The sequence below is a fragment of the Actinomadura harenae genome (assembly GCF_003696215.1).
GTDB lineage: Bacteria > Actinomycetota > Actinomycetes > Streptosporangiales > Streptosporangiaceae > Spirillospora > Spirillospora harenae.
The window spans coordinates 63,877-88,496 of sequence record NZ_RFFG01000017.1 but is presented as its reverse complement, the minus strand read 5'-3'; the positions used below and the strand labels follow the sequence as shown (position 1 = coordinate 88,496).

Genomic DNA, 24,620 nt, shown 5'->3' with positions numbered 1-24,620 from the left:
CGACATGTTCCACATCGAGTAACGATTTCCTCACGATGCGTCATTTGCGGGCCAGAACGCGCGGTGTCGAGAGGGGCGGATCAGGCGTCCCGCGGCGGCACAGCAGCCACACCAGCCAGCCGAGTCCGCCCGCCGGGATCTCCGCCGCGTAGGTGAAGAAGGAGTACAGGATCGTGGCGGCCGCGGCGGGCCCGGCGGGCACCCCGAAGGACACCAGCAGCGCGGCCGTGCCCGTCTCGCTGATCCCCGCGCCGCTCGGCGTGACCACGGCCGTGGTGAGCATCCGGTTGATCGCGAACACCGCGACCACCTCGGCGACCTGCACGTGCGCGCCGACCGCGACCAGGCACCCGTACAGCAGCGTGGCCTGGAACAGCAGGTAGGCGAGCATCCCGAGGGTCAGGCGGCGCCAGCCGGTGCGCAGCACGTCCACCGCCTTGTCCCGGACGGACAACAGCGCGCCGTCGGCCTTGACCAGCCAGCGTCCGGCGCGTCCGGGCAGGCGGCGGGCGGTCGCGCGCAGCCGGACGTCCACGGCGTGCGCGGCCTTCGGCGACCGCAGCGCGAGGACGAGGACCGCGAGGATGCCGAGGATCACGGCGGCGGCCAGGAACGCCATCACGGCCGTCCGGCGGTTCGGCAGCTCGCCCGCGACCAGCAGCGCGACGATCCCGGCGGCGGGCAGCAGCAGCCGCGCCATGACGTTCCACACGCCCGTGACCAGCGCGGACACGGTGATCGAGGCGTTCCGGTGGCCCCAGCCGCGGGCCATCGCGAAGGTCATCGCGAGGCCCGCCGCGCCGCCGAACGGCAGCAGGTTGCTGACCGCGCTGCCGACCGCGTTCATCAGCAGCGCCTGCCAGTGCCGCAGGCCCGGCAGGGACGCGGTGAGCACGAACGTGTAGGCCCACAGCCCGGCGGACCACAGCAGGGTGAGCCCGACCAGCTCCCCGAGGGAGAGGTCCCCGAGCTCGTGGAAGATCACCTCCCAGTTCACGCCGACCAGGTACGGCAGCGCGGCCAGCAGCCCGATCGCTCCCGCCAGCGACAGCACCGACAGGACGGCGCGCGCCGGGCGGCTCAACACTCCGCCGCGAACGCCGTACCGCCATCGGACGCGGGAGCCGGGGCCGTGCCCGGCGGGCCGGGCGGGCCGGTCTCCAGGGGCCAGGCGTCCAGCGGGTGGCGGAGGACGGGGCCGTCCGGCAGGTCGCGGCGGATGTACCACTCGGTGCCGAGCGCCCGCCGGAACAGCGGCCTGGGCAGCCACAACAGCGCCGCGAGCGTCCGGACGGTGTCGCCGCCGGTCGTCTGGGACGCGTGCGCCGCCATCGAGAGGCGCTTGGCCGAGGTGTACCGGCGCACCGGGACGCGATGCGTGATCTCGGCGCCGGACGCGTAGGCGCGCTCGAAGGACGCGACGTCCACCGAACGCGGCAGCAGCCGCAGCCACGCCAGCCCCCGCAGGACCCGCAGCAGCAGATCGCGGTCGACCGTCGCCTCGAGGACGACCGGTGTCCCGGCCACCTTCGCCGCCTCCGTCCCGACCCGGTGCACCTGGACGTGGTCGGGGTGCCCGTACCCGCCGGCCGGGTCGTACACGACCAGCAGGTCGGCGGCCTCCTGCCGGAGCACCTCGGCCAGTTCCCCGGCGGCGGCCTCCACGTGCGCGCGCGAGAAACCGCCCGGAGCGTCCCCGTCGAGCCCGGAATCCTCGTAACCGAGCAGGACGACCCGCTCACATCCGAGCGCGCGGGCGGAGGCGTGCAGCTCGGCCGTCCGCGCCACACCGAGCCGGGCCCGCGTCACCGCGTCCCGCTCGGCCTCCGCCGCGTGGGCGCCGCCCGAAGGGTCCCGCTCCTCGTCTAACGCCCGGGACGGAGCCTCGGGCCGGTCCGGGAGCGGCGTCCGGACGGGCAAGGTGAGGCCGCGTTCGCCGGCGGTGGCGACCACGAGGACGACCCGGTGTCCCTCGGCCGCCAGGCGGGCCATGGTGCCCGCCGTGAGCAGGGATTCGTCGTCCGGATGGGCATGGAAGAAGACGCAGGTTCGTCGCACGGCCTATTAGATTCCCGGGACGTGTGAAGCGTGGGCTTGCTGCGGGTCAAGGCTCGCCCATCCCCCACGCGGTGACGCGTGTCGGCGCGGGTCCCGCGCGGGCCGCGCCCGCACGGTCGTGGGGTGCGGATACTCCATGTCAGCGACTGCTTCCCGCCCCGGCTCGGCGGCATCGAGGTGCAGGTCGACGAGCTGGCCCGGGCGCAGGGCGCGGCGGGCCACGACGTCACCGTCGCCACCGCCACGCCCGCGCCGGACGGGACGGGCGACGGGCCCGGCGCGCCCGGCGGGCCCCCGTTCCCGGTGGTGCGGCTGGTCGCGCCGCTGCCCTGGGAGCTGCCGGTCGGCCGCTCGCTGGCGCCGCTGCTGGAGAGCCTCAAACCGGACGTCGTCCACGTGCACGCGGGGGCCGTCTCGCCGTTCGCGTGGCGCGCCGTCCACAGCCTGGGGATGACGGGAATGCCCGTGGTGCTGACCGTCCACAGCATGTGGGGGCCGGTCAGCCGCGCGGTCTACCGGACGCTCGTCCCGCTCTGGGCGCGCCGCCACGGCAGCGGGCTCGTGGTGACGACGGTGAGCGAGGCGGCGGCGCGCCCGATCCGCGCGGTCGTCGACGGACGGCTCCCCGTCCGCGTCGTGTCGAACGGCATCGACCTGTCCCTCTGGAACGCCGGGGCTCCCCTCGTCCCGGAGCCCGGCGACCTCGCGAACCTCCCCGGCCCCGCGAACCTCCCGGGCCCTGCGGATCTCCAGGGCCTCGCGGACTTCGCGGACGCGCCGGACGGTGTGCCGCACGTGGTGGCCGTCGGGCGGCTCGCGCCGCGCAAGGAGCCCGTGAACCTGCTGCGGGTGCTGCGTGAGGCGGCGGCGACGGCGCCGCTGCGGGCGACGGTCGTCGGGGACGGTCCGGCACGCCGGCGGATGGAGCGGTACCTGCGGCGGCACGGGATGACGGGCTGGGTGCGGCTCACCGGACGGCTCGACCGGTCCCAGGTGCGGACGGTCCTGGCGGGCGCGGACGTGTTCCTCGCGCCGGCGTCCCGGGAGTCGTTCGGGCTCGCGGCGCTGGAGGCCAGGCTCGCGGGCGTGCCGGTGGTGGCGCAGGCGGGCGGCGGCGTCGCCGACTTCGTCACGTCCGGACGCGAGGGGCTGCTCGGCGGGACGCCGCGCGAACTGGCGGCGGCGCTGGCGCTGCTCGCGTCCGACCCCGTCCTGCGGGGCCGGATCGCGGCGCACAACCGCGCCACCTCACCCGTCCGGTGCTCGTGGCCCGCCGTCCTCGCGGCGTTCGGCTCCTGCTACGACGCGGCGTCGGCGAAGACCGACTTCGCCCACTTGTAGTCGGACTTCCCGACGGCCGTCCGCTGCACCTCGGCGACGACCCTGAGCTCGCGCGGGAGCTTGTACCCGGCGAGCCGGTCGCGGCAGTGCCCGACCAGCTCCTCCAGCGTCGGGGACGTGCCCGGACGCGGCGCGACGACGGCCGCGACGCGCTGCCCGAACCGCTCGTCGGGGAGGCCGACCACGACGACGTCGTAGACGTCCGGATGGTCCTTGAGGGCGACCTCGACCTCCTCGGGGTACACCTTCTCGCCGCCCGTGTTGATCATGAGGGAGCCGCGTCCGAGCAGGACGATCGTGCCGTCCTCCTCGAGGGAGGCGTAGTCTCCCGGCACCGACCAGCGGACGCCGTCCTCATCGGTGAAGAACGTGGACGCGGTCTTCTTCGGGTCGTTGTAGTAGCCGAGCGGGATGTTCCCGGACCGCGCGAGCTTGCCGATCTCGCCGGGCCGGACGGGCTTGAGGTCGTCGTCCAGGACGGTGATCCCCGGCTTCATCATGAACCGGGCCGTGCCCTCCTTGCCGCCGACGGACGGCCCGCACGCGCCGGTCTCGGACGCGCCGTAGTTGTCGAGGAACACCACGTTCGGCAGGTGCGCCTTCAGCTCGTCCTTGGCGCCCTCGGTGAGCGGCGCGCCGCCGGACGCGATCGCGAACAGCGACGACGTGTCGTGCTCGCCGGACGCCAGCTCCTTGGCGACGGGCCGCGCCATGACGTCCCCGACGATCATCAGGACGTTCGCCTGCTCGTCGGCGAGCAGGCGCAGCGCCGTGGCCGGGTCGAACCCGTGGTCGGTGTACAGGACGACCTTGGCCCCGCTGAACAGGCCCATGAACGCGACCCACTGGCCGGCGCCGTGCATGACGGGCGCGCAGTCGAGGACGGCCATCGCGGGCTGCTCGGCGTTCGCGGCGAGCGCCTCCGGGCTGGTCACGGGGTCGCCGAGGACGTTCCCGCCGCCGAGCGCGCCGAAGAAGATGTCCTCGCTGCGCCACTCGACGCCCTTGGGGTAGCCGGTCGTCCCGCCCGTGTACATGACGTACCGGTCGTCGCTGGACCGCTCGGGGAAGTCGTCGTCGCCGGACGCCTCGCCGAGGGCCTTCTCGAACTCGACGGCGCCGGGGATCACGGCGTCGGAGCCGTCCTCGATGACGACGACGTGCCGTAGTTCCGGCAGGTCGTCCCGGACGTCCTGGACCTTCGCCAGCAGCGACCGCTCGCCGACCAGCGCCACCGAGTCCGAGTCGGACAGGACGTGGTGGAGCTCGGCGGAGACGTACCGGTAGTTCACCGGGATCGGCACCGCGCGGATCTTGAAGACGCCGAGCATCGTCTCGATCCACTCGGCCCGGTTGTAGGCGAGGATCGCGACGTGCTCGCCGGGCCGGATCCCGGCGGCGTCGAGATGGTGCCCCACCCGGCTCGCGCGCTCGTTCAGCTCCGCGTACGTCCTGCGCTGGTCCCCGGCCACGAGGGCCGGTCTGTCCGGGCCCGCCTCGGCCAGGATTTCCAGGAGATCCGCCAGGTTGTAGCTCCGCGCCATGGCCACACGTCCTCGGGGTGGGGGTGTACCGGGTGCCCCTGATGATCGCCCGCGACCCGGCGCGCGCTCAATACCTGTGGACGCCGCGTCCAATGAGATGGGTCACAACGGGAACTCTGACCGGATGATCGGCCAGGAACTGACCAACCGGGCAAAACCCCTGGTCGGACGGCTGTTTCCCGAGCGCGGCGGCGCCGCCCGGACGGAGATCGCAAAGCCCTGCCCGCAAGGGGCTCCGCGTTCTTACACCGCTCTTATCCGGAGCCGGGCATGCTGTGCCGTAACGATTACGTATCAGACGGGGGTAGCGGTGAGCGCAAGCGCAGTGGCGTGGACGCCTCCGACGTGGGAGGAGATCGTCGACCAGCACTCGACACGGGTGTTCAGGTTGGCGTACCGCCTGACCGGCAACCGGCACGACGCGGAAGACCTCACCCAGGACGTGTTCGTCCGGGTGTTCCGGTCGCTGTCGTCCTACACGCCGGGCACGTTCGAGGGCTGGCTCCACCGCATCACCACCAACCTGTTCCTCGACCGGGCGCGCCGCAAGCAGCGCATCCGCTTCGACGCCCTCGCCGAGGACGCCGACGAGCGCCTCGAGGGCCGCGAGCTGTCGCCCGCGCAGACCTACGACGACCGGCACCTGGACGCCGACATCCAGACCGCGCTCGACTCGCTCGCCCCGGAGTACCGCGCCGCGGTCGTCCTGTGCGACATCGAGGGCCTCACCTACGAGGAGATCGCCGCCTCGCTCGGGGTCAAGCTCGGCACCGTCCGCAGCCGTATCCACCGGGGCCGCGCCCAGCTGCGCGTCGCCCTGGAGCACCGCCGCCCGGCCGCGTCCGCCCCGGCGGTCCCGGCCCCGGCCCCGTCCCAGGAGTGCGTTACCACGGCGCCGTGACCGTCGCCGCGGTCCGGCGCCACGCGATCACGGCCCCGTGGTGATCGCGTCTCCTGGACCACCGTTCTTGAGCCGTGCGGAGCAGCGTCCCGCACGGCTCAATCCTTTTGCCCCCGAAGGGGCGCCGGAGCGCCGGACCTTGGGGCGTGTCTCGACGTCACCCGCCCTACTGCGCGACGCCCTGGGGACACCTCGTGAGCCCTAGTCCGGCGGGCTCGCGGCCAGGGTGGTGACGGCGGCGGACAGTTCGGTGGCGTAGGCGTCGGTGAGCTTGGTGGCGTCGAAGACCAGCGCGTACCACATCGGCCCGAAGACCAGGTCGATGAGGACGTCGTTGTCCGGGTAGGTGACCTGGCCGCGGCTTCGGGCGCGGTCGAGGATCTCGCCGACGGCGGCGCGGCGGGACTGGATGAGGGTGTCGGTGACCCGGCGGGCGAAGTCCGGGTCCTGGAGGGCCTCGGCGGCCAGGGCCTGGTTGAGCGCGCCGGGGACGCCGCGCTGGGCGGCGAAGGTCTCCTCCAGCAGGGTCAGCAGGTCTTCGCCCAGGTCACCGGTGTCGGGCGTGGGCAGGCGGGTGCGGGCGTAGGCGACCAGGGAGTCGAGGATCACCTCACCCTTGCCGGCGAACCGGCGGTAGACGGCCTGTTTGGAGACGCCGCTACGGGCGGCGATCCCCTCCATGCTCACCCCCCGGTAGCCCTGTTCGGCGACCAGGTCGAGGGTGGCCTGGCGGATGGCTTCATCGACGGCGGGATCACGAGGTCGTCCGGTCATGCTCCCGACCCTACTTGACATACGGACCGTGCCGTATTTTAATTCCAATACGCACCGCACCGTAGCGAAAGGGAGTGCGTGGTGAGAACTCGTTCGTCAACACCGGCACTGGTCACGCTGGCACTGGGGTACTTCGCCCTGGGGACCGCGTCGCTGGCCGTGGTCGGGCTCAGCGCCCCGATCGCCGCGGACCTGCACGTCCGCCCCGCGACCATCGGGACCCTGGTCACCGTCTTCTCGCTGGTGTTCGCGCTGGCCGCGCCGCTGACCGCGGTCGTGCTGGGGCGCATGGAACGCAGGCGGGTCATGCTGATCGGCCTGGCCCTGATGCTGGCCGGCGGCCTTGGCAGCGCACTGGCCCCGACCTTCGCGACCCTGGTCGCCTCCCGGGTGGTCGCCGGACTGGGCGCGGCGATCTTCGGTCCGGTCGCCTCGGCCACCGGCTCGATGATCGTCCCGGCCGAGCAGCGACCGCGGGCGCTGGCGGTGGTGTTCGGCGGGATGACCGCCGCCACCGTCCTCGGGGTACCCCTGGCCTCGGCGGCGGGGACGACGATCGGCTGGCGCTGGACGCTGGCCGCCGTGGTGATCCTCACCGGTGCGGTGATGGCGTTGCTGCCCGGGTTGCTGCCTCCGGTGGAGGCGGGCCCCGCACCGACCGCACGCGGGTTCGCCCGCATGCTGCGCAACCCCGGAGTCGTGCCGATCATCTCGACCACGCTGCTGGTGCTGACCGCGCAGTTCACCGTGTACGGGGTCGCCGGCGCCTACCTGGCGACGCGGTTCGGGGCCTCCACCGGCATGGTGTCGCTGACGCTGCTGGTGTTCGGCGCGGTGGGAATGGTCGGCAACGTCGTCGGCCCCCGTCTGTACACACGGCTGGGCGGGGCGAAGACCATCGCCGCCGCACTGGCCGGCCTCACCGTCACCTTCGCCGCGCTGACGGCCGTGCCGGGAGCACTGCCGGTCGGGGTCGGGGTGTTCGCCTTCTGGGCCTTCTTCAACACCGTGTTCATGGCGCCGCAGCAGACCCGGCTGGTGGAGCTGCTCCCCGAACAGCGCGGAGTCCTGCTGGCGCTCAACGCCTCGGCGCTGTACCTGGGCATGAGCCTGGGCAGCCTGCTCGGCAGTGGCCTCCTGCCCGCCCTCGGCGCCCGGGGACTGTCCGCCCTCCCGCTGGTGCCGCTGGCCCTGGCGGTCGGCGCCCACATGCTCTCCGTCCGCTCGGCCGGCCGGCCGCAGGTGCTCGCCACCCCCACCCGAACCCCCGGCGCGACCCGCGTCGAGAGCTCGGCGAAGGCGCCCCTCGGCGCCTCCGCCGCGACCCACCACTGATCGAAACACCCACACAAGAAATCAGGAGAACGTCATGTCCCAGCTCGTCCGCGACTACTTCGAGCTCGTCTGGAACCAGGGCCGCACCGACATCGCCGACCAGTACCTCGCCGAGGACCTGCTCCAGCACAACCCGAACCTGCCCGACGGCCGCAAGCCCCTGGTCGACTTCATCGACGGGCTGCGCACCCAGCTCCCGCAGGCGCACTTCGAGATCCACCGCATGGCCGCCGAGGGCGACCTGGTGTTCGCCCACAGCCTGTTCACGGCCCAGCCCGGCCACCAGGGCATCGCCGTGGTGGACGTGTTCCGGATCGCCGACGGACTGATCGCCGAGCACTGGGACCTGCGCGAGGACGTCCCCGACACCACCGCCAGCGGCCGTCCCACCGTCTGACCGATCCCGCTCCGATCTGCCGCACGTCCTATCTCAAGGAGAGGAAAAAGCCGTGTCCACTTCCGACACCATGTCGCTGCGTGACCAGACCATCCTGATCACCGGAGCCACCGACGGGCTCGGCCGAGCCCTGGCCCACCGGCTCGCCACCGAGGGGGCGACGCTGATCCTGCACGGCCGCAACCCCGCCAAGGGCCGGGACCTGCTGGCAGAGCTGCGCGACCAGACCGGCAACGAGCGGCTCACGTTCGAGACCGCCGACTTCGCCGAGCTGGACCAGATCCGGGCGCTGGGCGAGCGGGTGGCCGCCCGCGACCGGCTTGACGTCCTGGTCAACAACGCCGGCATCGGCGTCGAGCGGGCCCCGCAGCGCAGCGCCGACGGGTTGGAGCTGACCTTCCAGGTCGACTACCTGGCCACCTACGCGCTCAGCTGCCTGCTCACCCCCCTGCTGACCCGGTCCCCCCGAGGGCGTGTGGTCAACGTCAGCTCCGCCGGGCAGGCGCCACTGGACTTCCAGGACGTGATGCTGGAGCGCCACTGGGACGGCGTGCAGGCCTACTGCCAGGCCAAACTCGCGCAGATCATGCTCACCTTCGAGCACGCGGACCTGCTGCGCGGGCAGGGCGTCGCCATCAACGCCCTGCACCCCGCCTCCTACATGCCCACCAAGATCGTCAAGGGGCTCTTCGCGGTGCAGAGCACCGTGGAGGAGGGAGTGACCAACACCGCCCGCCTGGTCGGCGACCCGGCCCTCGCCGAGGTCACCGGGACCTACTTCAACCGGGCCCGTCCCGCGCGAGCCCATCACCAGGCCTACGACGAGAAGGCCCGGACCCGGCTGCTGGCGCTCAGCGAGGAGCTGACCGGCATCCCGTTCCCCGCCACGCCGCCGCTCGCCGCCTGAGGCGAGCCGCGCGGGTCACGGAGCTCGCCGCCCGAGGCGGAGCTCCGTGACCCCCGCAGCGGAACACGCGAACGCAACAAGAACCATCAGCGGCCACGACATCCCCTGGCCGAACCTAGGAGCGACAGGAACATGAGCACCACCATCGACGGCGTCGCGGAGAAGGTCGCGATCGTCACCGGCGCCGCCACCGGCCTCGGCGCGGCGATCGCGGCCCGGCTCGCGGCCGAGGGCGCCCACGTCGTCGTCAACCACCTGCCCCACCAGCAGGACCAGGCCGACGAACTCGTCCGGAGCATCATCGACGCGGGCGGCCAGGCGGTGGCCCTGGCGGCCGACATCGCCGACACCGAGCAGCGCGACGCGCTCATCGACGCGGCGACCCAGCGGTTCGGCGGGCTGGACATCCTGGTGAACAACGCCGTTCTGCCCGTGCTCAAGCCCATGGCCGAGGTGACCGAGGAGGAGTTCGACGCCAGCTTCGGCGTCAACGCGCGGGCGCCCTTCTTCCTGATGCAGCGCGCCGCGGAGCAGATGCGCGACGGCGGCCGCATCATCAACATCTCCTCCCACACGACCGGGCTGTTCTTCGCACGCTACGGCCTCTACGACGGGGCGAAGGGCGCGCTGGAGCAGTTCTCACGGGTCTTCTCCCGGGAGATCGGGCACCGTGGCATCACCGTCAACGTGGTCTCCCCCGGCCCCACCGACACCCCGGAGTTCCGCACCCGGCCCGCGGAGTTCATCGCGAGCCTGGAGAAGATGACCGCCATGGGGCGCATCGGACGGCCCGACGAGATCGTCAACATGATCACCTTCCTGGCGTCCTCCCAGGCCAGCTGGGTGACCGGCCAGAACATCCGCGTCAACGGAGGCGTCGTCTAAGTCTGGCCGAGCACGGGCCCCGGCCACCCGGATCCAACTCGGAGATCATGCCGAGGGATCGGTGGCACGGGGCCTCGGCCGTTCCAGGGGAGGAGCTAGTACTCCTCCGGGGCTTCGAGTTCGTCCTCGGTGCGTTCGAGGCCGAGGCGGGCGGACAGGTCGAGCAGGGCCTGGGGCGTGCGGCCCGAGAGGACGATGCCGCCGCTGTGGCCCTGGGCAAGGTGGACGAGCACGTCCGGGCCGCCGCGGACGATCCCGTCCTGTTCGAGTTCGCGCCATGGCTCGAAGCCGAGCGCGGGCAGTTCGGCCTCGATCCGGGCGACCAGATCGGCCCCGTCGTCGTCGCCGACGACGTCCTCCTCGTAGACCTCCGTCGACCAGCCGAGCGTGCGGGGCAAGCGTTGAACGGCCAGCTGGAGGAAGAACTCCGAGAGCGACCGCGCCTGGAGGACCCATTCGCCCTCGCCCTCGTCACCAGCGACGCTGACCAGCACGCGCGGGTCGGGCTCGTACGCCTCGGCGGCCGGGTACCCCCACTCGTTGCAGGCCTGGTACTCGACCATGAACACGCAGACACGGTGGTCGGCGTCCGGGGCGACGAGGTCCGAGTCGTCCGGGATCGGGCCCAGGCTCTCGCCATGGTCGGGCGTCTCTGCCTGGGCGGTCGGCGGGTACACGGGGTGCGTCCAGTAGAGGCCGGCGTCGTGGGTGAAGGAGTTGAACGGCAGCTCCCACCACTCGTCCAGCGCCGCAGGGATGGGCAGGGCGAGGTCGACGCCCCCGAAACCGTCGACGCCGGTCTTTCCGCCCATCGCTAGTGCGTACTTCTCGTGCCTCTCCTCGGACATGCGCTTCCGGCGGGACGAGCCCGGCCTGACCGCGTAGCCCCACTCCTCCTGGAACTCGCGCAGCACGTCCCAGCGGTTCGGCGCCGTCTTCAGCCGGTCCGCGAACGTCCCGTAGTCAACGATCTCCGCCACCTGGCCGCCCCTCTCCACGCGCCTCGGTCAGTACTCGCCGGGCTCGGTGAGGTCCTCTTCGGTGAGTTTCACACCGAGACGTTCGGCCAGGTCGAGGACGGCCCGCGGGGTGCGGCCGGCGAAGGCGATGCCGCCGAGTTCGCCGTCCGCGACGAAGGCCAGGACGTCCGGGCCGCCGTAGACGATCGTGTCCTGCTGGAGTTCGGCCCACGGCTCGAAGCCCAGCTCCGGCATGCGCTCGGTGATCCGGGCGCGCAGGTCGTCCTCGTCGCCGTCGATGATCTCCTCGCCGTCGTAGATCTCCGCGGACCAGCCGAGCGTCCGGGGCAGCCGCTGGACGGTCAGCTGGAGGAAGAACTCCGAGACCGACCGGGCCTGGAGCGCCCACCGGTCGTCGTCCACGCTGACCAGCACGCGCGGGTCGGGGTCGTGTGCCTCGGCGGCGAGGTAGCCCCACTCGTTGCAGTACTGGTTCTCGGCCATGAACACGCAGACGCGGCGGTCGGCGTCCGGGGCGACGAGGTCCGAGTCGTCCTGGAGCGGGCCCGCGACGCCGTAGCCGGACGGGTCGGGACGCACGGTCGGCGGATACACCGGGTTCGTCTCGTAGTGCTGGGAGTCGTGGGTGAACGAGTTGAAGGGAAGCTCCCACCACTCGTCCAGCGCGGCGGGGATGGGCAGCGCGAGGTCGACGCCCTCCAGGCCGTCCTCGTCGCGGGGCTCCCCGCTCAACGCGCGGACGTACGTCTCGTGCTCGTCCTCGGTCCAGCGGTCCCAGCGGTCCGAGCCGGGTCTCACGGCGTAGCCCCACTCCTCGTGGAACTCGCGCAGGACGTCCCAGCGGTTCGGCGCGGCCTTCAGCCGGTCCGCGAACGCCCCATAGTCAACGATCTTCGCCACGCGGGCATCGTAGGGGGACGGTCCGACAGACCGCCCCCGAACCGGATGATCAGGCGATCTCGGCCAGGCCGGACTCAGTACTCCTCCGGGGCTTCGAGCTCGTCCTCGGTGCGTTCGAGGCCGAGGCGGGCGGTCAGGTCCAGGAGGGCCTGAGGTGTGCGGCCGGAGAGGAAGATGCCGCCGCACGCGCCCTTGGCGATGTGGACGAGCACGTCCGGGCCGCCGCGGACGATCGTGTCCATGCCGAGCTCCCGCCACGGCTCGAAACCGAGCGCGGGCAACTCGGCCTCGATCCTGGCGACCAGCTCGGTCTGGTCGCCGTCGACGACGTCCTCCTGGTAGACCTGCGTCGACCAGCCGAGCGCGATGGGCAGCCGCTGGACGGCCAGCTGGACGAAGAACTCCGAGAGCGACCGCGCCTGGAGGACCCACTCCCTCTCGTCCCAGCCGACGGAGGCCAGCACGCGCGGGTCGGGCTCGTGCGCCTCGGCGGCCGGGTAAGCCCACTCGACGCAGTACACGCCCTCGATCATGAACACGCAGACGCGGTGGTCGGCGTCCGGCGCGACCAGGTCCGAGTCGTCCGGGAGCGGGCCCATGTCGCCCTCTTCGAGCGGCTCGGCCCGGGCGGTCGGCGGGTACACGGGTTGCATCCAGGGGTGCATCCACTCGGGACGGTCGTCCTGGATGATGGTGTTGTAGGGCAGCTCCCACCACTCGTCCAGCGTCGCCGGGACGGGCAGGGTGAGATCGGCGTCCTCGAACTGGTCCTTGTCGGGATCGTCCAGTGCGAGCACGGACAACTCGTGCTTGTCCTCGGGAGGGCGGTTCCACCGGGACGAGCCCGGCCTGATCACGTAACCCCACTCCTCCTGGAACTCGCGCAGCAGGTCCCAGCGGTTCGGCGCGGCCTTCAGGCGGTCCGCGAACGTCCCGTAGTCAATGATCTTCCCCACGCGGGCATCGTAGGGGGACGTTCCGGCAGACCGCCCCCCGAACCGGATGATCAGGCGATCTCGGCCAGGCCGTCCTTGATCACGACATCGCCGGAGCTCGACACGGTCTCGAACGCGACCGTCCCGTCACCGCGGTCGTGGATCCGGGTCGTGACGTCCTGACCTGGGAGGACGACCTTGGAGAAGCGGACGGCGAGGCGCTTCAGCCGGGCCGGGTCGCCGCCCGCCGCCGCCTCGACCACCGCGCGGGACGTGAACGCCATCGTGCACAGGCCGTGCGCGATGATCCCGGGCAGGCCCGCGCTCTTCGCGAACTCCTCGTCCAGGTGGATCGGCATCGGGTCGCCGGACGCCTTGGAGTAGCGGAACGTCTGGTCGTTGTCCACATGCTGGGTGACCTCGGCGAGCGGCGCGGCGGCGCGCAGCTCCTCCGGGAAGGCGTGCGCCGGGGCCTGCTCGCCGACCGTCTCCCCGGCCTGGAAACCGCGGAAGAACGACACCATCTTTCGCTCCTACCGGCCCGACCTGGACAAACACCGGGATACGCGCTCTGAGCTGGTCTAACAGCTCCGAACGCTTCGCATGGATTCCGGCTGGTTCTGGTGGCCTGACGGAACAGAGACGGAACAGCGACGCCCCGCGGGATGAGTCCCGCGGGGCGTCCGTGTACCTGGACGAGATCAGCCCAGAGAAGCGCCGCGCGGCTCGGGAGCCTCGCGAAGGACCTGGGCGACGGGCGGGGACGACTCGAAGGGCCGAAGCCGCTCGAGAACCAGATGAGCGCGCTTCGCGGTGCGGTCGCTGGCGACCTCGGCGGACAGGTCGAGCATGCGGGAGGTGACGGCGGCGGCTTCCTCAGGTTCGTTGGCGTCCACCAGGGCGACAGCGAGCCACGACAGGTAGAGCGCGAGCTCTCGCGTGTGCGTCGCGTCGTATCGGCTCAGCACGTCCGCCAGCAGGGGGACGGCGCGAAGCGGACGGCGAAGCTCGGTGTAGGCGCGCGCTTCCATGACCTGTAGTTCGCCCTCGCTGACCCAGTAGAGGTATCCGGGGTCGGCGTCCTGGTGCTCGTTCTGGTCGAGCGCCGCGCTGGCCTGTCCGAGCGCCTCGACGGTGGCGGCGCGGTCCTGGGCGCGCGCGTTCGCCCATGCGAAGCGGTCCCAGGCGAGTGCGCGAGCACGGGGCGGGGCGTCCGGCCCGGCCACGTCCAGAGATGCGCGCGCGAGCTCCACACCCTCGGCAGGCTCCCCGACGTTCGCGACCTGGTAGGCCAGCGAGCCCAGCAGGTTGCTCTCTAGCGTCCGGTCTCCGGCCTCTCGAGCCGCGTCGATGCCGAGACGGTAGATCTCGGCCGCACGGTCGTGTTCCCCAGCGTCGCTGGCGACCCATCCGGCGATCTGGGCGAACTCGCCGATGAGGGCGAGCAGCTCCCGGCTGGTCTGCTCAGAGTGGCTCGACTCCCGGTGGACGCGGATCGCGTTCTCCAGTTCCCGGACGGCGGGGACGAAGAGATCACCACCGGCTAGCAGGTCGTCCGCCAGGCGGAGCCCGTGAACGCGTGCGGCTAGATCGGTGACTATCCCTGCACCGACGCGACGCCCGGTGATCTCGGCGAGCCGCGCGGACAGCTCCCCACTGGGGAGAGGAAGGCCCGGCAACGAGCCGAGTGGTTCCGCGCGCTGTGCGGAACGCTCAGGGCCGAACAACTCGTCTTCCGTCCGGCCAGTCGCCAGCGCGTACAAGGACCGGTAGCGCGGGGACGGCCGATGCAGTCCCCGTTCCCACTCCTTGATCATGTGAGTGAGCGCCTGGACGTGGGCGAGTTGCTCCCGGTCGCCAGGTGAAGCGGCGCGCCGGATGCGCCGAGCCATCTCGCCACGGGACCAGTACGGCGGAGCCTCACGCGCGGCACGGAGCCGCGCCCCGAGCGCCTCTTTTTCCGTCGGCAACGTTGCACGCACCTTTCGCCGGGGTGGGGAGACCCGACCGGACGGAGTGGGGAGAGCTTGCGTGTCTCCCCCATCTAGCCCCCATTCTCCCCATGGCCTTGTGGCGTGCGCACTGGTTTCACTGTCGGTAGTGGGCGCGGACCGCCGCTTCTGAGGTTCCCGTGTGGTCCGACATCGTGAACGAAGGGTGCCGGAGGGGCCGCGCCCACCCCAAGACACAAGGCGGCCCCGGCCCCGGTGCGCGAACACCGGGGAGGATCCGGGGCCTTGATCGGACTTCGGAGGTCCGACCCATGAGCGATCGTAGTGAACCGTCCGGCTCGACCGGTCCTGTCCCGAACGACTGGTCTCCCCGCCCCTCCGAGCGCCTCGCAGCTCTCGCGCAACATCTCCTTGCGCACAAGCTGTTCACCGACCTGAGCAACACGAGCGCGCTGATCACCGACTCCCAGGACGAACCGTGGTCCGGCTCCGGTGAGGTCCCGTCCGTGCGGGTGGTGTGCCGTGAGCGCCCCGCCGATGGGGACAGGCTGTGGTTCTTCACCGCGGACGGCGCTCCGCTCGCGCCGCATGACCAGGTGTTCAACGCGGTGACCGAGATCAAGGGCCGGTTGGCCCGGCAACGCGCCGGACACGGGTCATGAGCCCCGCCCCGTGGTCGGCGCCTGAGGTCGATCCGGATGAGGTCCTGGCCGTTCTGCATGCGCAGTTCCCCCAGGTTCCGACGTGGCGCGGGGACTTCACCGGTTCGTGGTGGGCGCTGCTCCGCGGTCGCCTGGTCGAAGCGCGCGACCCCCGCCAGCTCGCCGAGTACATCCGCGCGGTACTGACCTCGGCGCGGCCCGCCAGCCCCTGGGTTCCGGGTCACCGCGTGCCCCAGGTGATCCCTGGCACGGCCGAGCGCGCGCCCCGCCCCGTCCGTGCCCCGGTCCGCCCCTCCGTCCGCCCGGCGCTTCCTTCGGTGCACATGGCCCGGCCGCCCCGGTGGCGGCGCGTTCTCCGGCGGGTGCGCTGGTTCTTCCTCGAGGGGGAGTCGTGGGAATGATGACGGTGGAGATCTACCGGCGCACCGACCGCACTGGGTACGTCGCGTGCGCGACCAACGGCGCGAGGCTCGCCGAGATCAGGCCGAAGGGTGACGGCTGGTGGGACTGCCGCACTACGGACGGGTCGGAACGCCGCGAGATGTGGGAGCCCAACGAGAGCGACGCCGAGGCGGCGGCTGTCCAGTTGGTCGCGGTGCGATTCCTCAGCCGCACGCGCTGATACTCCCGTGGCCTGTGGGACGCAGGATGGCGACCACAGGTCACGGGGTTCCACGCGGGGTTAGTCGGGCTTTCGCAGGGACGGTTCTCCCCGTTCGACCTCGGGTCGTCCCCATCAGCTCCCTCGATGGGGACGACCCGAGCCAAGCGTGGGGCGCGCCGATCCTGTGCGGGGCGGCGCGCCCCGCCCGTGGCAACGTCCCCACATCCGGCCGGAGGGGCCCGGTTGTGGGGACGTCTCATGCCGCGTACCGCCGGAATCCCCACGGGATGGGGATCCGGACGGCGGCGCGGCCCGTGCCGCACGGTGGGGAGCCGCGGGCATCGTCCACCGGCCCGATTCCCCACCGTGCGGCGCACATCTCCCAGACCCGTACAGAGCCCGAGCTGCAGCATGCTCCCGGTGCAGCTGGCCCCCGGGTGGGGAGTCCCTGCCACCCTCGCGCCACGCTGAACTCGGCGCGCCGCACGGTGACCGCGCGCGGACCGGACCTGACCAAAGCATGTCCGCGCGGCCACCGGGCCTAGTCGGCCTCGGCCTGGTCGTCGTCCTGGTTCGGCTCGAGCTCGCGACGCACGCGCCCCACGGTCTTGTGGTCGCACCCGATGAGGCGCACGAGCTCGCGATCCGACGCCGAGGGGTTCGCCCGGATCTCCTGCGCGATCCGCTCGGCCACGTTCGCCCGGCCCCGGCCCGCCGATGGGGCTTCCGGCTCGGGTGTCGGGGGAACCAGGCGCGGCCCGGCGTCGGGCGCGTCGGCCTGGTCCTCGCGGACGTCCGGCTCAGCGCGCCGCCCGGCGTCGTTCTCGGTGACGTCCTCGGCCCACCCCCAGCGGATCCAGTCGGCCGCCGTGCGCGGGGACGCGGTCAGGGTCTCGCCGCCGTGGTGGTGGCCGAGCTCGGTGACGATCTGGCGTCCCTCGAGGACGCGCACGCGCGTGCGGTCGGTGGTCACGGCAGTACCCCCACGATGCGGACGACAGCGGCGGGGTTGGGAAGGACGAGATCGGCGCGCATGGTCACGCGGACGGCGCGTTCGCGTCGTGGCCGTCCGGCATCTCGGTCTCCGGCGTGGCCTCGAGCGGCTGTGCTGGTGCTTCTGGCTCCGTGGGCATGTCTTCCCCTTCCGTCATCTGCTCTCGAAACCGCCACTCGCGGTGAACCGCGGGGGCGTCGGCGTGGGCAGGTACTTCGCCGGATCGCGACGAATGCAGGTCTCGACGTAGCGGGGGGTGTTGGAGGTGCCCGGCCCGATCTGTTGCACGACCTTGGTCGCGTGCTCGCGGCTGACTGTCTGCCCGGTGGAAGCGCGAAGCAGGCTCACCACCAAGTCCGGGAGGTCAACGGAAGGGCCAACGCTGGCACCGTCCGCCCTTCCTGAGGTTGATCCTCTGTTGTCCTGTACTCCTTGGGGGAACGCCGCGCGCCCCCCTGCCGAGCGTGCGGTGTTCCCCTTGGGGGAAGGCTGAGCGGCCCCCTTTGGGGAAGGCTGGGCGTTCCCCTTTAGGTGCAGGGCGTACGTCGCATTCCGTCCCGCGCCCCCGCGCCTGATCACCGTGATCGCGGCATCAGCCTTGAGCGTCCGCACAGCGCGCTTGACGGCTTCATACGACGCAGCGCGTGCCCTGTCCGAAGCCGCGTCCGTCTCGCTCATGTCGGGGAGCTCACGCCCGATGGCCATCACGAGCTCATCCCGGCCCGCGAAGTACACGGGTGGGTCGTCGTCGTCCATGCTGCGTATCGCCATGTAGACCAGGAGGCGGAAGGGGCCGTCCGGGAGCTGTCTCCAGTTGTCGAACACGGCCTTGACGTTGCGGATCCCCACCGGTGGCCCTCCGCGGACGCGTTGCTCTCGCTCACTCGCCAGTCCCGCGGACGGCCTGGTCGTCAAGCCACCGCTCGACGTCTTCCCAGCGGTATCGGCGGTGCCTGCCCACTCGCCGGTAGGTAGGTCCTGTGCCACGGTGCGCCCAGTCGTCCAGCGTCCGCGCCGGGACCTTGAGATAGGCGGCGAGTTCCTCGGAGTCCGCCAGCGAGGCACGGCGCGGACTTGTTCCCTGAGAGACCATTTGATCCACCTTCGCGATACATGATCGTTGCAGGAGAGATCAGATCAGTGTCACCTTGTACGTGTCAACGCGGAACGCTACTGTTCCTTCATGGAACAAATCGATCCCGCTACCGCGGTGGTGGCCCGCCGCGTCCGGGAGCTCCGCGAAAAGCGCGGCTGGTCAGCGCAAAGGCTCGCGGACGAGATGGCCAGTGCAGGCGTTCCCTGGAAGCGGATCGTCGTGACGAAGCTCGAGAACAGTCGACGCCAGTCGGTCAGCTTGGCCGAGGTTCTGACGTTGGCCTACGTCCTCGACGTCGCTCCGGTGCACCTGATCATCCCCACGGAAGGTGCCGACCCGTACCCCATCACCCCTGACCGGTTCGTCCGGCCTGCCGTGGCGCGGGAGTGGATCCGCGGACGGATGGCGCTCGACTCACAAGATCCACGTCTGTACTTCTCCGAGGTCCCCCTCAAGGAGTGGACCGCGCCGGAGCTCAGCGAGGAGGAGATCAACATGCGGAGTCGCCTGAACCGCGCGGTGAAGAAGATGCGTCCCCGACTGTCCAGCGAGGCGGAGCAGGATGGCCAGAGTTAAGGATCTGTGGTTCTCCGAGGTCAGAGACCCGAGCGACCCGACGAAGAAGGTCAAGAGGAAGACCAAGCGGCACCCGGACAACGGCGGAAGCAAGGAGGCGAAGCGCTGGCTCGCGGTCTGGATCGGGCCGGACGGCAAGGAGGCGACGAAGGCGTTCCTCATCAAGGACAGGGCCAAGAACTACGCGCGCGACATGGAGTCGGACGTTGATCGCGGGGAGTACATCGACCCGAAGGCCGGACGGGAGCTGTTCGGGCCGCTCGCGCGGAAGTACCTGCGGCTTCGTGACGTCGGCGCGACCAGCCGGAGCAAGTACGAGCGCGTCATCCGACTCCACATCTCTCCCACCTTCGATCATCGCCAGGTCGGATCCATCAAGCCGTCAGAGTGCGGCGAGTGGATGAGGAAGCTCGCGGACACTCACGGACGCTCGATCCAGGAACAGGCGTTGACGTTGCTCCGCGGGATCTTCGAGCTCGCCGTGGCCGATGGTCTCCGCAAGGACAACCCCGCGAAGTCGTCCGTGGTCCCGGAACCGCGGGACCGCGACGGGGGCGGAGAGGAACGCGAGCCCTGGAACTCGGATCGGGTCTGGGCAGTGATCTCGGTGCACCCTGAGCCGTATCGGACGATCCCCACCGTGTCCGGCGGGTGCGGACTCCGCGAAGGTGAGGCGTTCGCCCTCGCGCTCGAAGACTTCGACTTCGAGGCTGGCAAGGTGACGATCCGTCGACAGATCACCCGCGAGGGGAAGACGTGGGTCTTCAAGCTCCCGAAGGGCGGCAAGACCCGCACCGTCCCGTTGCCGAACGGCGTGGCTCGAGCGGTCAAGGCGTACATCGACACCTACCCACCGCACGCGTACACGCTCCCGTGGCTCAGGGAGGACGGCAAGCTCGAAGGTGAGCACACGTGCGCCCTGCTGTTCCGCTGGTGGGGGCGAGACTCACGGACCAACGATCAGCACATCCGAGCGTCGTCATATGACCAGGTCGTCTGGAAGCCCGCGCTCGCCGCCGCGGGGGTCATCCCCGAGCCCGAGCCCGGTCCGCGCGGCGGGACGTACCGCCGGTTCACGCAGGGGCGGCACGACGCGACGCACGCCCTGCGGCACTTCTACTCGGCGACGCTCCAGGACGCCGGGGTCTCGCTCGCCGGAGTCATGGACTTCCTGGGACACAGCCGGAAGGGCCGGAAGGGGCTCCCGGTGACCCTCAACACCTACGGCCACACGACGGAAGTCACCTTCGAGACGGCGCGGAACGCGATCGACCGGACCTTGTTCCGGCTCCGCGCGGTTCAAGATCATTCCCGTGACGGAACAGGGACAGAACAGGCCGCGAGCTAGCGCCCCCCTCCCCCCGAAAGAACCAGCTCAGACGGCTACCGGCCTCTGATCACGGAAGAACGACACCATCCACTGCTCGTTGACCAGGTCACCGCCGTCCGTGCGGGTCTCCAGCCTCAGCGACACCGTCGTCCCCGACCGCTTGGACGAGTACCCGGTGACCTTCGCCCGCGACACCAGCTTCATGCCCGGCTCGATCGGGCGGTGGAACACCATGTCCTGCTCGCCGTGCACGACGAACGGGATCAGGCTGTCCGGGACGACCGTGAACAGCGGGTCGATCATGCCCTGGAACACCGGGACGATCGCGAAGACCGGCGGGGCCAGCTCGCCCGACGTGTGCCGCGGGTTCGCGTCGTTCGTCGCGGCGGCGTACTCGATCGTCCGGCCGCGCTCGACGGCGAAGTCGAACGGCGCGCTCCAGACGTCCAGGGCGTCCTTGTTCATCTCGGTCATGAGGGGGTTCCTTACTGGTAGAGGCCCTTGGCCCAGCGGTAGTCGGCCTTGCCGGCGGGCGAGCGCCGCACCTCGTCCACGATCCTGATGTCGCGGGGGACCTTGTATCCGGCGAGCGTCGTCCGGGTGTGCGCGGTGAGCTCCTCCGGTGTCGCGGACGCGCCGGGCGCGAGTGAGACGGCGGCGGCGACGCGGGAGCCGAGCCGCTCGTCCGGGACGCCGACGACCAGCGCGTCGTACACGGCCGGGTGCGTCTTCAGCGCCGCCTCGACCTCCTCGACGAACACCTTCTCGCCACCGGTGTTGATCACCAGGGAACCGCGTCCGAGCAGCACGATCGCGCCGTCCGGGTCGATCCGGGCCATGTCGCCCTGGAGCGCCCAGCGCACGCCGTGCTCGTCGGTGACGAACGTCCTGGCGGTCTTGGCCTCGTCGTTCCAGTAGCCGAGCGGGATGCGGCCGCGCCGCGCGAGCTGGCCGATCTCGCCCGAGCCCGCCGCGACGGGCCGCAGGAGGTGGTCGAGGACGGCGGTGTCGTCCGCGCGCGGGACGAACCGCGGGTGCCCGTCGCCGGACGGCGCGACCGCCTGCCCCGACGCGCCCGTCTCCGAACCCCCGAACGCGTCCAGGATCATCAGCAGGGACGGGACGAGCTCGTGCAGCCGCGCCTTGACGTCCGGGGAGGTCACCGCGCCGCCGGTCGCGAGGACGAGCAGCGCGGACAGGTCGTGGCGTCCGGGGTGCGCCTCCAGCTCGGCGATCAGCGGGCGGACCATGACGTCCCCGACCGCGTTCAGCGTGACGACCTTCTCCCCGGCGGCGAGCGCGAGCACCTTCGCCGCGTCGAAGCTCCGGCCCGTCCAGAGGACGAGCGTGGACCCGGAGGTCAGCGCGACCCAGGCGACCCACATGCCCGCGCCGTGCATGAGCGGCGCGCAGACCAGCGTGGTGAGGCCGCCGTCCAGGACCTTCGTGGACAGCGTCTCGGGTGTGGGGATGGGGTTGCCGATGGGATTTCCGCCTCCCATGGCGGCCAGGAAAATGTCCTCGTGGCGCCACATCACGCCCTTGGGCATGCCGGTGGTGCCGCCCGTGTAGAGCAGGTAGAGGTCGTCGGCCGAGCGTTCGCCGAAGTCGTTCGCGGGCGAGGCGGCGGCGAGCGCGTCCTCGTAGCGGGTGGCATCCGGAACCACCTCGTCCGAGCCGTCCTCGATGACCAGGACGTGTCGCAGGTCGGCGAGCTTTCCGCGCGCGTCGCCGAGGCGGGCGATCAGCGTCCGCTCGCCGACCAGCGCGGCGGAGTCCGAGTCGGCGATCACGTAGGCGAGCTCGTCGGCGGTGTACCGGTAGTTGACGTTCACCGGGACGGCGCGCAGCTTGTACACGCCGATCTGCGCCTCCAGCCACTCGGCCCGGTTGTAGGAGAGCAGCGAGACGGTGTCGCCGGGGCCCACGCCGTTCGCGGCGAGGTGGTGGGCGAGCCGGTTCGCGCGTTCGTCCAGCTCCCGGTACGTGAGTCTGCGGTCACCGGAGACGATCGCGGTCTTGTCCGGCACCGCCGCCGCGACGATCTCGAACAGGTCGGCGAGGTTGAAGCTGCGAGACATCCGTCCGTCCTCCGGGGTGGTGGTGCGGCGAACCGGTCCGGGTAGAAACATACAAGCTTGACTGTTTCTTAGACAGGCCCTAGCGTCCGAGCCACCCTGAGGAGAGGCGGGCACCGTGACCACCAGGACCTTCGTCGTCGGCGTCGGCATGACCAAGTTCGAGAAGCCCGGCAGCCGCGAGTGGGACTACCCCGACATGGCCCGCGAGTCCGGGACCAAGGCCCTCCAGGACGCCGGGATCCCCTACGACCTGATCGAGCAGGCGTACGTCGGCTACGTGTACGGCGAGTCCACGTCCGGCCAGCGCGCCGTCTACGAACTGGGCATCACCGGCATCCCGGTCGTGAACGTCAACAACAACTGCTCGACCGGCTCGACCGCCCTGTTCCTCGCCCGCCAGGCCGTGCGCTCCGGGACGGTCGACTGCGCGCTCGCCCTCGGCTTCGAGAAGATGCAGAAGGGCTCCCTCGGCTCCACCTACGAGGACCGCGAGCAGCCCATGCTCAACCACCTCAAGGAGCTGTTCCCCCTGTACGAGTGGGGTGGCGAGCCCATCGCGCCCTACATGTTCGGCGCCGCCGGACGCGAGCACATGGAGAAGTACGGGACGACCGCCGACCAGTTCGCGCGCATCGGCTGGAAGAACCACCGGCACTCGGTGAACAACCCGTACGCCCAGTTCCAGGACGCGTACTCGCTCGACGACATCAAGGCCGCCCGCATGGTCTACGACCCGCTGACCAAGCTCCAGTGCTCCCCCACCTCGGACGGCTCCGGCGCGGCGGTCATCGCGTCCGAGCGTTTCGTGGACGAGCACGACCTGTGGGACCGGGCCGTCGAGATCGTCGGCCAGTCCATGGTCACCGACACCCGCGCCACGTTCGAGTCCAAGTCCGCCATCACGATCATCGGCGCCGAGATGTCGGCGCTCGCCGCCCGCCGCGCCTACGACGAGGCGGGCCTGTCCGCCGCGGACGTCCAGGTCATCGAGCTGCACGACTGCTTCAGCACCAACGAGCTCATCACCTACGAGGCCCTCGGCCTCGCCGCCGAGGGCGAGGGCGGGAAGCTCGTCGACGCCGGCGACAACACCTACGGCGGCCGCTGGGTCGTCAACCCGTCCGGCGGCCTCATCTCCAAGGGCCACCCCCTGGGCGCCACCGGCCTCGCCCAATGCGCCGAACTCACCTGGCAACTCCGAGGCAAAGCCGACGCCCGCCAGGTAGAAAATGCGAAGGCCGCCCTCCAACACAACATCGGCCTAGGCGGCGCCGCAGTAGTAACCCTCTACAAGCAGCCGAACTAACACTCCCCCCGGGCCGCCAAGCGCGGCCCGGCCCTCAGCCGACGAGTTGGCCGTGCTCCAGGTAGCGGGTCGATCCGTCCGCGCGAGCCTCGTGACCATGGACGATCCGGCGAGCGAGCCGGGCGATCGTCAGTTCGTGGACCTGCGCCACATCGTGGAACTCGTAGGCCACGACCTCGGCAGGGTCGAGCCTGACGGCTCCGAGCTGTTCCGGCGTGAGTGTCCCGCCGTCGAAGACGAACAGCACCTTGTCACCCTCGTTCTGATGGGGCGCCCAGTCGGTCACCAAGAGCCGCCCGATCGGCGGCGCGATGCCGAGTTCCTCACGAACCTCACGGACGGCCGCCTCCCTCGGCGTCTCACCCCGTTCGATGTAGCCACCCGGAATATCCCGGTAGTCCTTATAGGACGGGACGACCAACAAGACGTCACCCTCCTGGTCGAAGAACAGGACACCCGCAGCGGCACGGGGAACAGCGAAGCTCTCTACCGGGCTCGAAGTCACGAAACGACTGTAGAAGACGGGGACTCGCAGATGCCGGGGTCAGCACGCGTCGCACTGACCCGACGGTCAGGGCCTGTCACGGGTGGCGACGGCGCTATCGCGGGACCCGCCTCAGAGGGGGTAGGCGTGGGCCCAGTGCCGACCGACGAGGTAGACGACGATGGCCCAGACCCAAGGTGTGGCCACGGCTGCCGCGACGCACAGGGTCAAGCCGATCTGGGCTGCCTTGCGGCGGACCAAAGCCAAAACCACCGCGACGACCAGAAGCGCTGCGGCGAGCAGACCCGCGATGATGAGGGACTTCTCGTAGAACGGGCCATAGGCATGCTCGAACGCCGCAGGCTCCGAGTTGTCACCGTAGAAGCCCCAGGCCAGGAAAGCCTCACCCCAGTAGGCGATGAACGCGCCCCCCAGAGTGCACAGCAGGCCAAGAGGGATCACGGCCGCGGGATAGATGAGCATGGAGTAGGACTGTGGCCTCTGCGGGGGGAGGTAGGAGCCGGGGCAGCTGGTCATGTTCAGATCATGCTGCGCGCTGCGGCCGCCCAGAATCCGCG

General features: G+C 70.9%; 28 protein-coding genes. 12 read left to right on the top strand and 16 right to left on the bottom strand.

Features of this window, described 5'->3' with window-relative positions; genetic code table 11:
* Nucleotides 1–40: 40 nt before the first annotated feature.
* Nucleotides 41–1,084, bottom strand: a complete 1,044-nt coding sequence (locus EBO15_RS12335; RefSeq protein ID WP_122194481.1) for a lysylphosphatidylglycerol synthase transmembrane domain-containing protein — start codon at nucleotides 1,082–1,084, stop codon at nucleotides 41–43.
* Nucleotides 1,081–2,058 carry a PIG-L deacetylase family protein gene (locus tag EBO15_RS12330; protein WP_199744491.1) on the bottom strand — a complete coding sequence of 326 codons (978 nt, stop codon included), beginning with the start codon at nucleotides 2,056–2,058 and terminating at the stop codon, nucleotides 1,081–1,083. Before EBO15_RS12330 ends, EBO15_RS12335 begins: the two co-directional genes overlap by 4 nt.
* A gap of 123 nt (nucleotides 2,059–2,181) precedes the next feature.
* On the opposite strand from EBO15_RS12330, the gene EBO15_RS12325 reads away from it, so the two are divergent.
* Nucleotides 2,182–3,399 carry a glycosyltransferase family 4 protein gene (locus tag EBO15_RS12325; RefSeq protein WP_233616136.1) on the top strand — a complete coding sequence of 406 codons (1,218 nt, stop codon included), beginning with the start codon at nucleotides 2,182–2,184 and terminating at the stop codon, nucleotides 3,397–3,399.
* On the opposite strand, the gene EBO15_RS12320 is transcribed toward EBO15_RS12325, so the two are convergent.
* Nucleotides 3,357–4,943 carry an acyl-CoA synthetase gene (locus EBO15_RS12320; protein ID WP_122194480.1) on the bottom strand — a complete coding sequence of 529 codons (1,587 nt, stop codon included), beginning with the start codon at nucleotides 4,941–4,943 and terminating at the stop codon, nucleotides 3,357–3,359. The genes EBO15_RS12325 and EBO15_RS12320 overlap by 43 nt on opposite strands.
* 310 nt (nucleotides 4,944–5,253) lie before the next feature.
* On the opposite strand from EBO15_RS12320, the gene sigE reads away from it, so the two are divergent.
* Nucleotides 5,254–5,844, top strand: a complete 591-nt coding sequence (sigE, locus tag EBO15_RS12315) for an RNA polymerase sigma factor SigE (protein ID WP_233616135.1) — start codon at nucleotides 5,254–5,256, stop codon at nucleotides 5,842–5,844.
* Nucleotides 5,845–6,045: 201 nt separating this feature from the next.
* On the opposite strand, the gene EBO15_RS12310 is transcribed toward sigE, so the two are convergent.
* Nucleotides 6,046–6,618 (bottom strand): TetR/AcrR family transcriptional regulator, encoded by a 573-nt coding sequence (locus EBO15_RS12310; RefSeq protein ID WP_158628203.1) that lies wholly within the window; start codon nucleotides 6,616–6,618, stop codon nucleotides 6,046–6,048.
* A gap of 81 nt (nucleotides 6,619–6,699) precedes the next feature.
* Here EBO15_RS12310 and EBO15_RS12305 point away from each other — a divergent pair, with 81 nt between their 5' ends.
* The 4 genes from EBO15_RS12305 (at nucleotide 6,700) to EBO15_RS12290 (ending at nucleotide 10,142) form a co-directional block, all read left to right on the top strand.
* Nucleotides 6,700–7,953, top strand: a complete 1,254-nt coding sequence (locus tag EBO15_RS12305; protein ID WP_122194518.1) for an MFS transporter — start codon at nucleotides 6,700–6,702, stop codon at nucleotides 7,951–7,953.
* A 34-nt stretch (nucleotides 7,954–7,987) separates the two neighbouring features.
* Complete coding sequence (locus EBO15_RS12300; RefSeq protein WP_122194478.1) at nucleotides 7,988–8,350, top strand: nuclear transport factor 2 family protein; 363 nt, start codon at nucleotides 7,988–7,990, stop codon at nucleotides 8,348–8,350.
* A gap of 52 nt (nucleotides 8,351–8,402) precedes the next feature.
* Complete coding sequence (locus EBO15_RS12295; protein ID WP_233616134.1) at nucleotides 8,403–9,257, top strand: SDR family NAD(P)-dependent oxidoreductase; 855 nt, start codon at nucleotides 8,403–8,405, stop codon at nucleotides 9,255–9,257.
* 132 nt (nucleotides 9,258–9,389) lie between these two features.
* Entirely contained in the window at nucleotides 9,390–10,142 is a 753-nt protein-coding gene (locus EBO15_RS12290; RefSeq protein WP_122194476.1) for an SDR family oxidoreductase, read from the top strand.
* A gap of 95 nt (nucleotides 10,143–10,237) precedes the next feature.
* On the opposite strand, the gene EBO15_RS12285 is transcribed toward EBO15_RS12290, so the two are convergent.
* From EBO15_RS12285 to EBO15_RS12265, 5 genes are all read right to left on the bottom strand, one after another.
* Complete coding sequence (locus tag EBO15_RS12285) at nucleotides 10,238–11,122, bottom strand: hypothetical protein (protein ID WP_122194475.1); 885 nt, start codon at nucleotides 11,120–11,122, stop codon at nucleotides 10,238–10,240.
* A 27-nt stretch (nucleotides 11,123–11,149) separates the two neighbouring features.
* Complete coding sequence (locus tag EBO15_RS12280; RefSeq protein ID WP_122194474.1) at nucleotides 11,150–12,022, bottom strand: hypothetical protein; 873 nt, start codon at nucleotides 12,020–12,022, stop codon at nucleotides 11,150–11,152.
* Nucleotides 12,023–12,096: 74 nt separating this feature from the next.
* The gene (locus EBO15_RS12275) at nucleotides 12,097–12,978 is read right to left on the bottom strand and encodes a hypothetical protein (protein ID WP_122194473.1); all 882 of its coding nucleotides are present in this window, start codon (nucleotides 12,976–12,978) and stop codon (nucleotides 12,097–12,099) included.
* A gap of 50 nt (nucleotides 12,979–13,028) precedes the next feature.
* Nucleotides 13,029–13,481 (bottom strand): MaoC/PaaZ C-terminal domain-containing protein, encoded by a 453-nt coding sequence (locus EBO15_RS12270; RefSeq protein ID WP_233616133.1) that lies wholly within the window; start codon nucleotides 13,479–13,481, stop codon nucleotides 13,029–13,031.
* 177 nt (nucleotides 13,482–13,658) lie between these two features.
* Complete coding sequence (locus EBO15_RS12265; RefSeq protein ID WP_199744490.1) at nucleotides 13,659–14,849, bottom strand: transcriptional regulator; 1,191 nt, start codon at nucleotides 14,847–14,849, stop codon at nucleotides 13,659–13,661.
* 371 nt (nucleotides 14,850–15,220) lie between these two features.
* Here EBO15_RS12265 and EBO15_RS12260 point away from each other — a divergent pair, with 371 nt between their 5' ends.
* Genes EBO15_RS12260 through EBO15_RS12250 form a run of 3 tightly spaced genes read left to right on the top strand, consistent with a single transcriptional unit; the run spans nucleotide 15,221 to nucleotide 16,193 of the window.
* Nucleotides 15,221–15,571, top strand: a complete 351-nt coding sequence (locus EBO15_RS12260; protein ID WP_122194471.1) for a hypothetical protein — start codon at nucleotides 15,221–15,223, stop codon at nucleotides 15,569–15,571.
* The gene (locus EBO15_RS12255; protein WP_122194470.1) at nucleotides 15,568–15,972 is read left to right on the top strand and encodes a hypothetical protein; all 405 of its coding nucleotides are present in this window, start codon (nucleotides 15,568–15,570) and stop codon (nucleotides 15,970–15,972) included. Before EBO15_RS12260 ends, EBO15_RS12255 begins: the two co-directional genes overlap by 4 nt.
* A complete protein-coding gene (locus EBO15_RS12250) occupies nucleotides 15,969–16,193 on the top strand; it encodes a hypothetical protein (RefSeq protein WP_122194469.1) in 225 nt (74 codons plus the stop codon). The genes EBO15_RS12255 and EBO15_RS12250 overlap by 4 nt, the downstream gene beginning before the upstream one ends.
* Nucleotides 16,194–16,716: 523 nt before the next feature.
* Here EBO15_RS12250 and EBO15_RS12245 read toward each other — a convergent pair.
* The 3 genes from EBO15_RS12245 to EBO15_RS12235 form a co-directional block, all read right to left on the bottom strand.
* Nucleotides 16,717–17,148 (bottom strand): hypothetical protein, encoded by a 432-nt coding sequence (locus tag EBO15_RS12245; RefSeq protein ID WP_122194468.1) that lies wholly within the window; start codon nucleotides 17,146–17,148, stop codon nucleotides 16,717–16,719.
* Between the two features lie 174 nt (nucleotides 17,149–17,322).
* Nucleotides 17,323–18,018: a hypothetical protein gene (locus EBO15_RS12240; protein WP_122194467.1), complete on the bottom strand. Its 696-nt coding sequence runs from the start codon at nucleotides 18,016–18,018 to the stop codon at nucleotides 17,323–17,325.
* A gap of 31 nt (nucleotides 18,019–18,049) precedes the next feature.
* A complete protein-coding gene (locus tag EBO15_RS12235) occupies nucleotides 18,050–18,262 on the bottom strand; it encodes a helix-turn-helix domain-containing protein (protein WP_122194466.1) in 213 nt (70 codons plus the stop codon).
* Nucleotides 18,263–18,352: 90 nt separating this feature from the next.
* On the opposite strand from EBO15_RS12235, the gene EBO15_RS12230 reads away from it, so the two are divergent.
* Complete coding sequence (locus EBO15_RS12230; protein ID WP_122194465.1) at nucleotides 18,353–18,841, top strand: helix-turn-helix domain-containing protein; 489 nt, start codon at nucleotides 18,353–18,355, stop codon at nucleotides 18,839–18,841.
* Entirely contained in the window at nucleotides 18,828–20,189 is a 1,362-nt protein-coding gene (locus tag EBO15_RS12225) for a tyrosine-type recombinase/integrase (protein WP_122194464.1), read from the top strand. Before EBO15_RS12230 ends, EBO15_RS12225 begins: the two co-directional genes overlap by 14 nt.
* A gap of 27 nt (nucleotides 20,190–20,216) precedes the next feature.
* Here EBO15_RS12225 and EBO15_RS12220 read toward each other — a convergent pair whose 3' ends face one another.
* Both EBO15_RS12220 and EBO15_RS12215 read right to left on the bottom strand, forming a co-directional pair.
* Nucleotides 20,217–20,645, bottom strand: a complete 429-nt coding sequence (locus tag EBO15_RS12220) for an FAS1-like dehydratase domain-containing protein (protein WP_122194463.1) — start codon at nucleotides 20,643–20,645, stop codon at nucleotides 20,217–20,219.
* Nucleotides 20,646–20,656: 11 nt separating this feature from the next.
* Nucleotides 20,657–22,252, bottom strand: a complete 1,596-nt coding sequence (locus EBO15_RS12215; protein ID WP_122194462.1) for an acyl-CoA synthetase — start codon at nucleotides 22,250–22,252, stop codon at nucleotides 20,657–20,659.
* A 115-nt stretch (nucleotides 22,253–22,367) separates the two neighbouring features.
* Between EBO15_RS12215 and EBO15_RS12210 the strand changes: the two genes are divergently transcribed.
* Nucleotides 22,368–23,558, top strand: a complete 1,191-nt coding sequence (locus EBO15_RS12210; protein ID WP_122194461.1) for a lipid-transfer protein — start codon at nucleotides 22,368–22,370, stop codon at nucleotides 23,556–23,558.
* Nucleotides 23,559–23,592: 34 nt separating this feature from the next.
* Here the strand turns inward: EBO15_RS12210 and EBO15_RS12205 are convergent, their stop codons facing one another.
* Both EBO15_RS12205 and EBO15_RS12200 read right to left on the bottom strand, forming a co-directional pair.
* Nucleotides 23,593–24,063 carry an NUDIX domain-containing protein gene (locus tag EBO15_RS12205; protein WP_122194460.1) on the bottom strand — a complete coding sequence of 157 codons (471 nt, stop codon included), beginning with the start codon at nucleotides 24,061–24,063 and terminating at the stop codon, nucleotides 23,593–23,595.
* Nucleotides 24,064–24,174: 111 nt separating this feature from the next.
* Nucleotides 24,175–24,525 (bottom strand): hypothetical protein, encoded by a 351-nt coding sequence (locus tag EBO15_RS12200; RefSeq protein ID WP_147481471.1) that lies wholly within the window; start codon nucleotides 24,523–24,525, stop codon nucleotides 24,175–24,177.
* Nucleotides 24,526–24,620 lie beyond the last annotated feature (95 nt).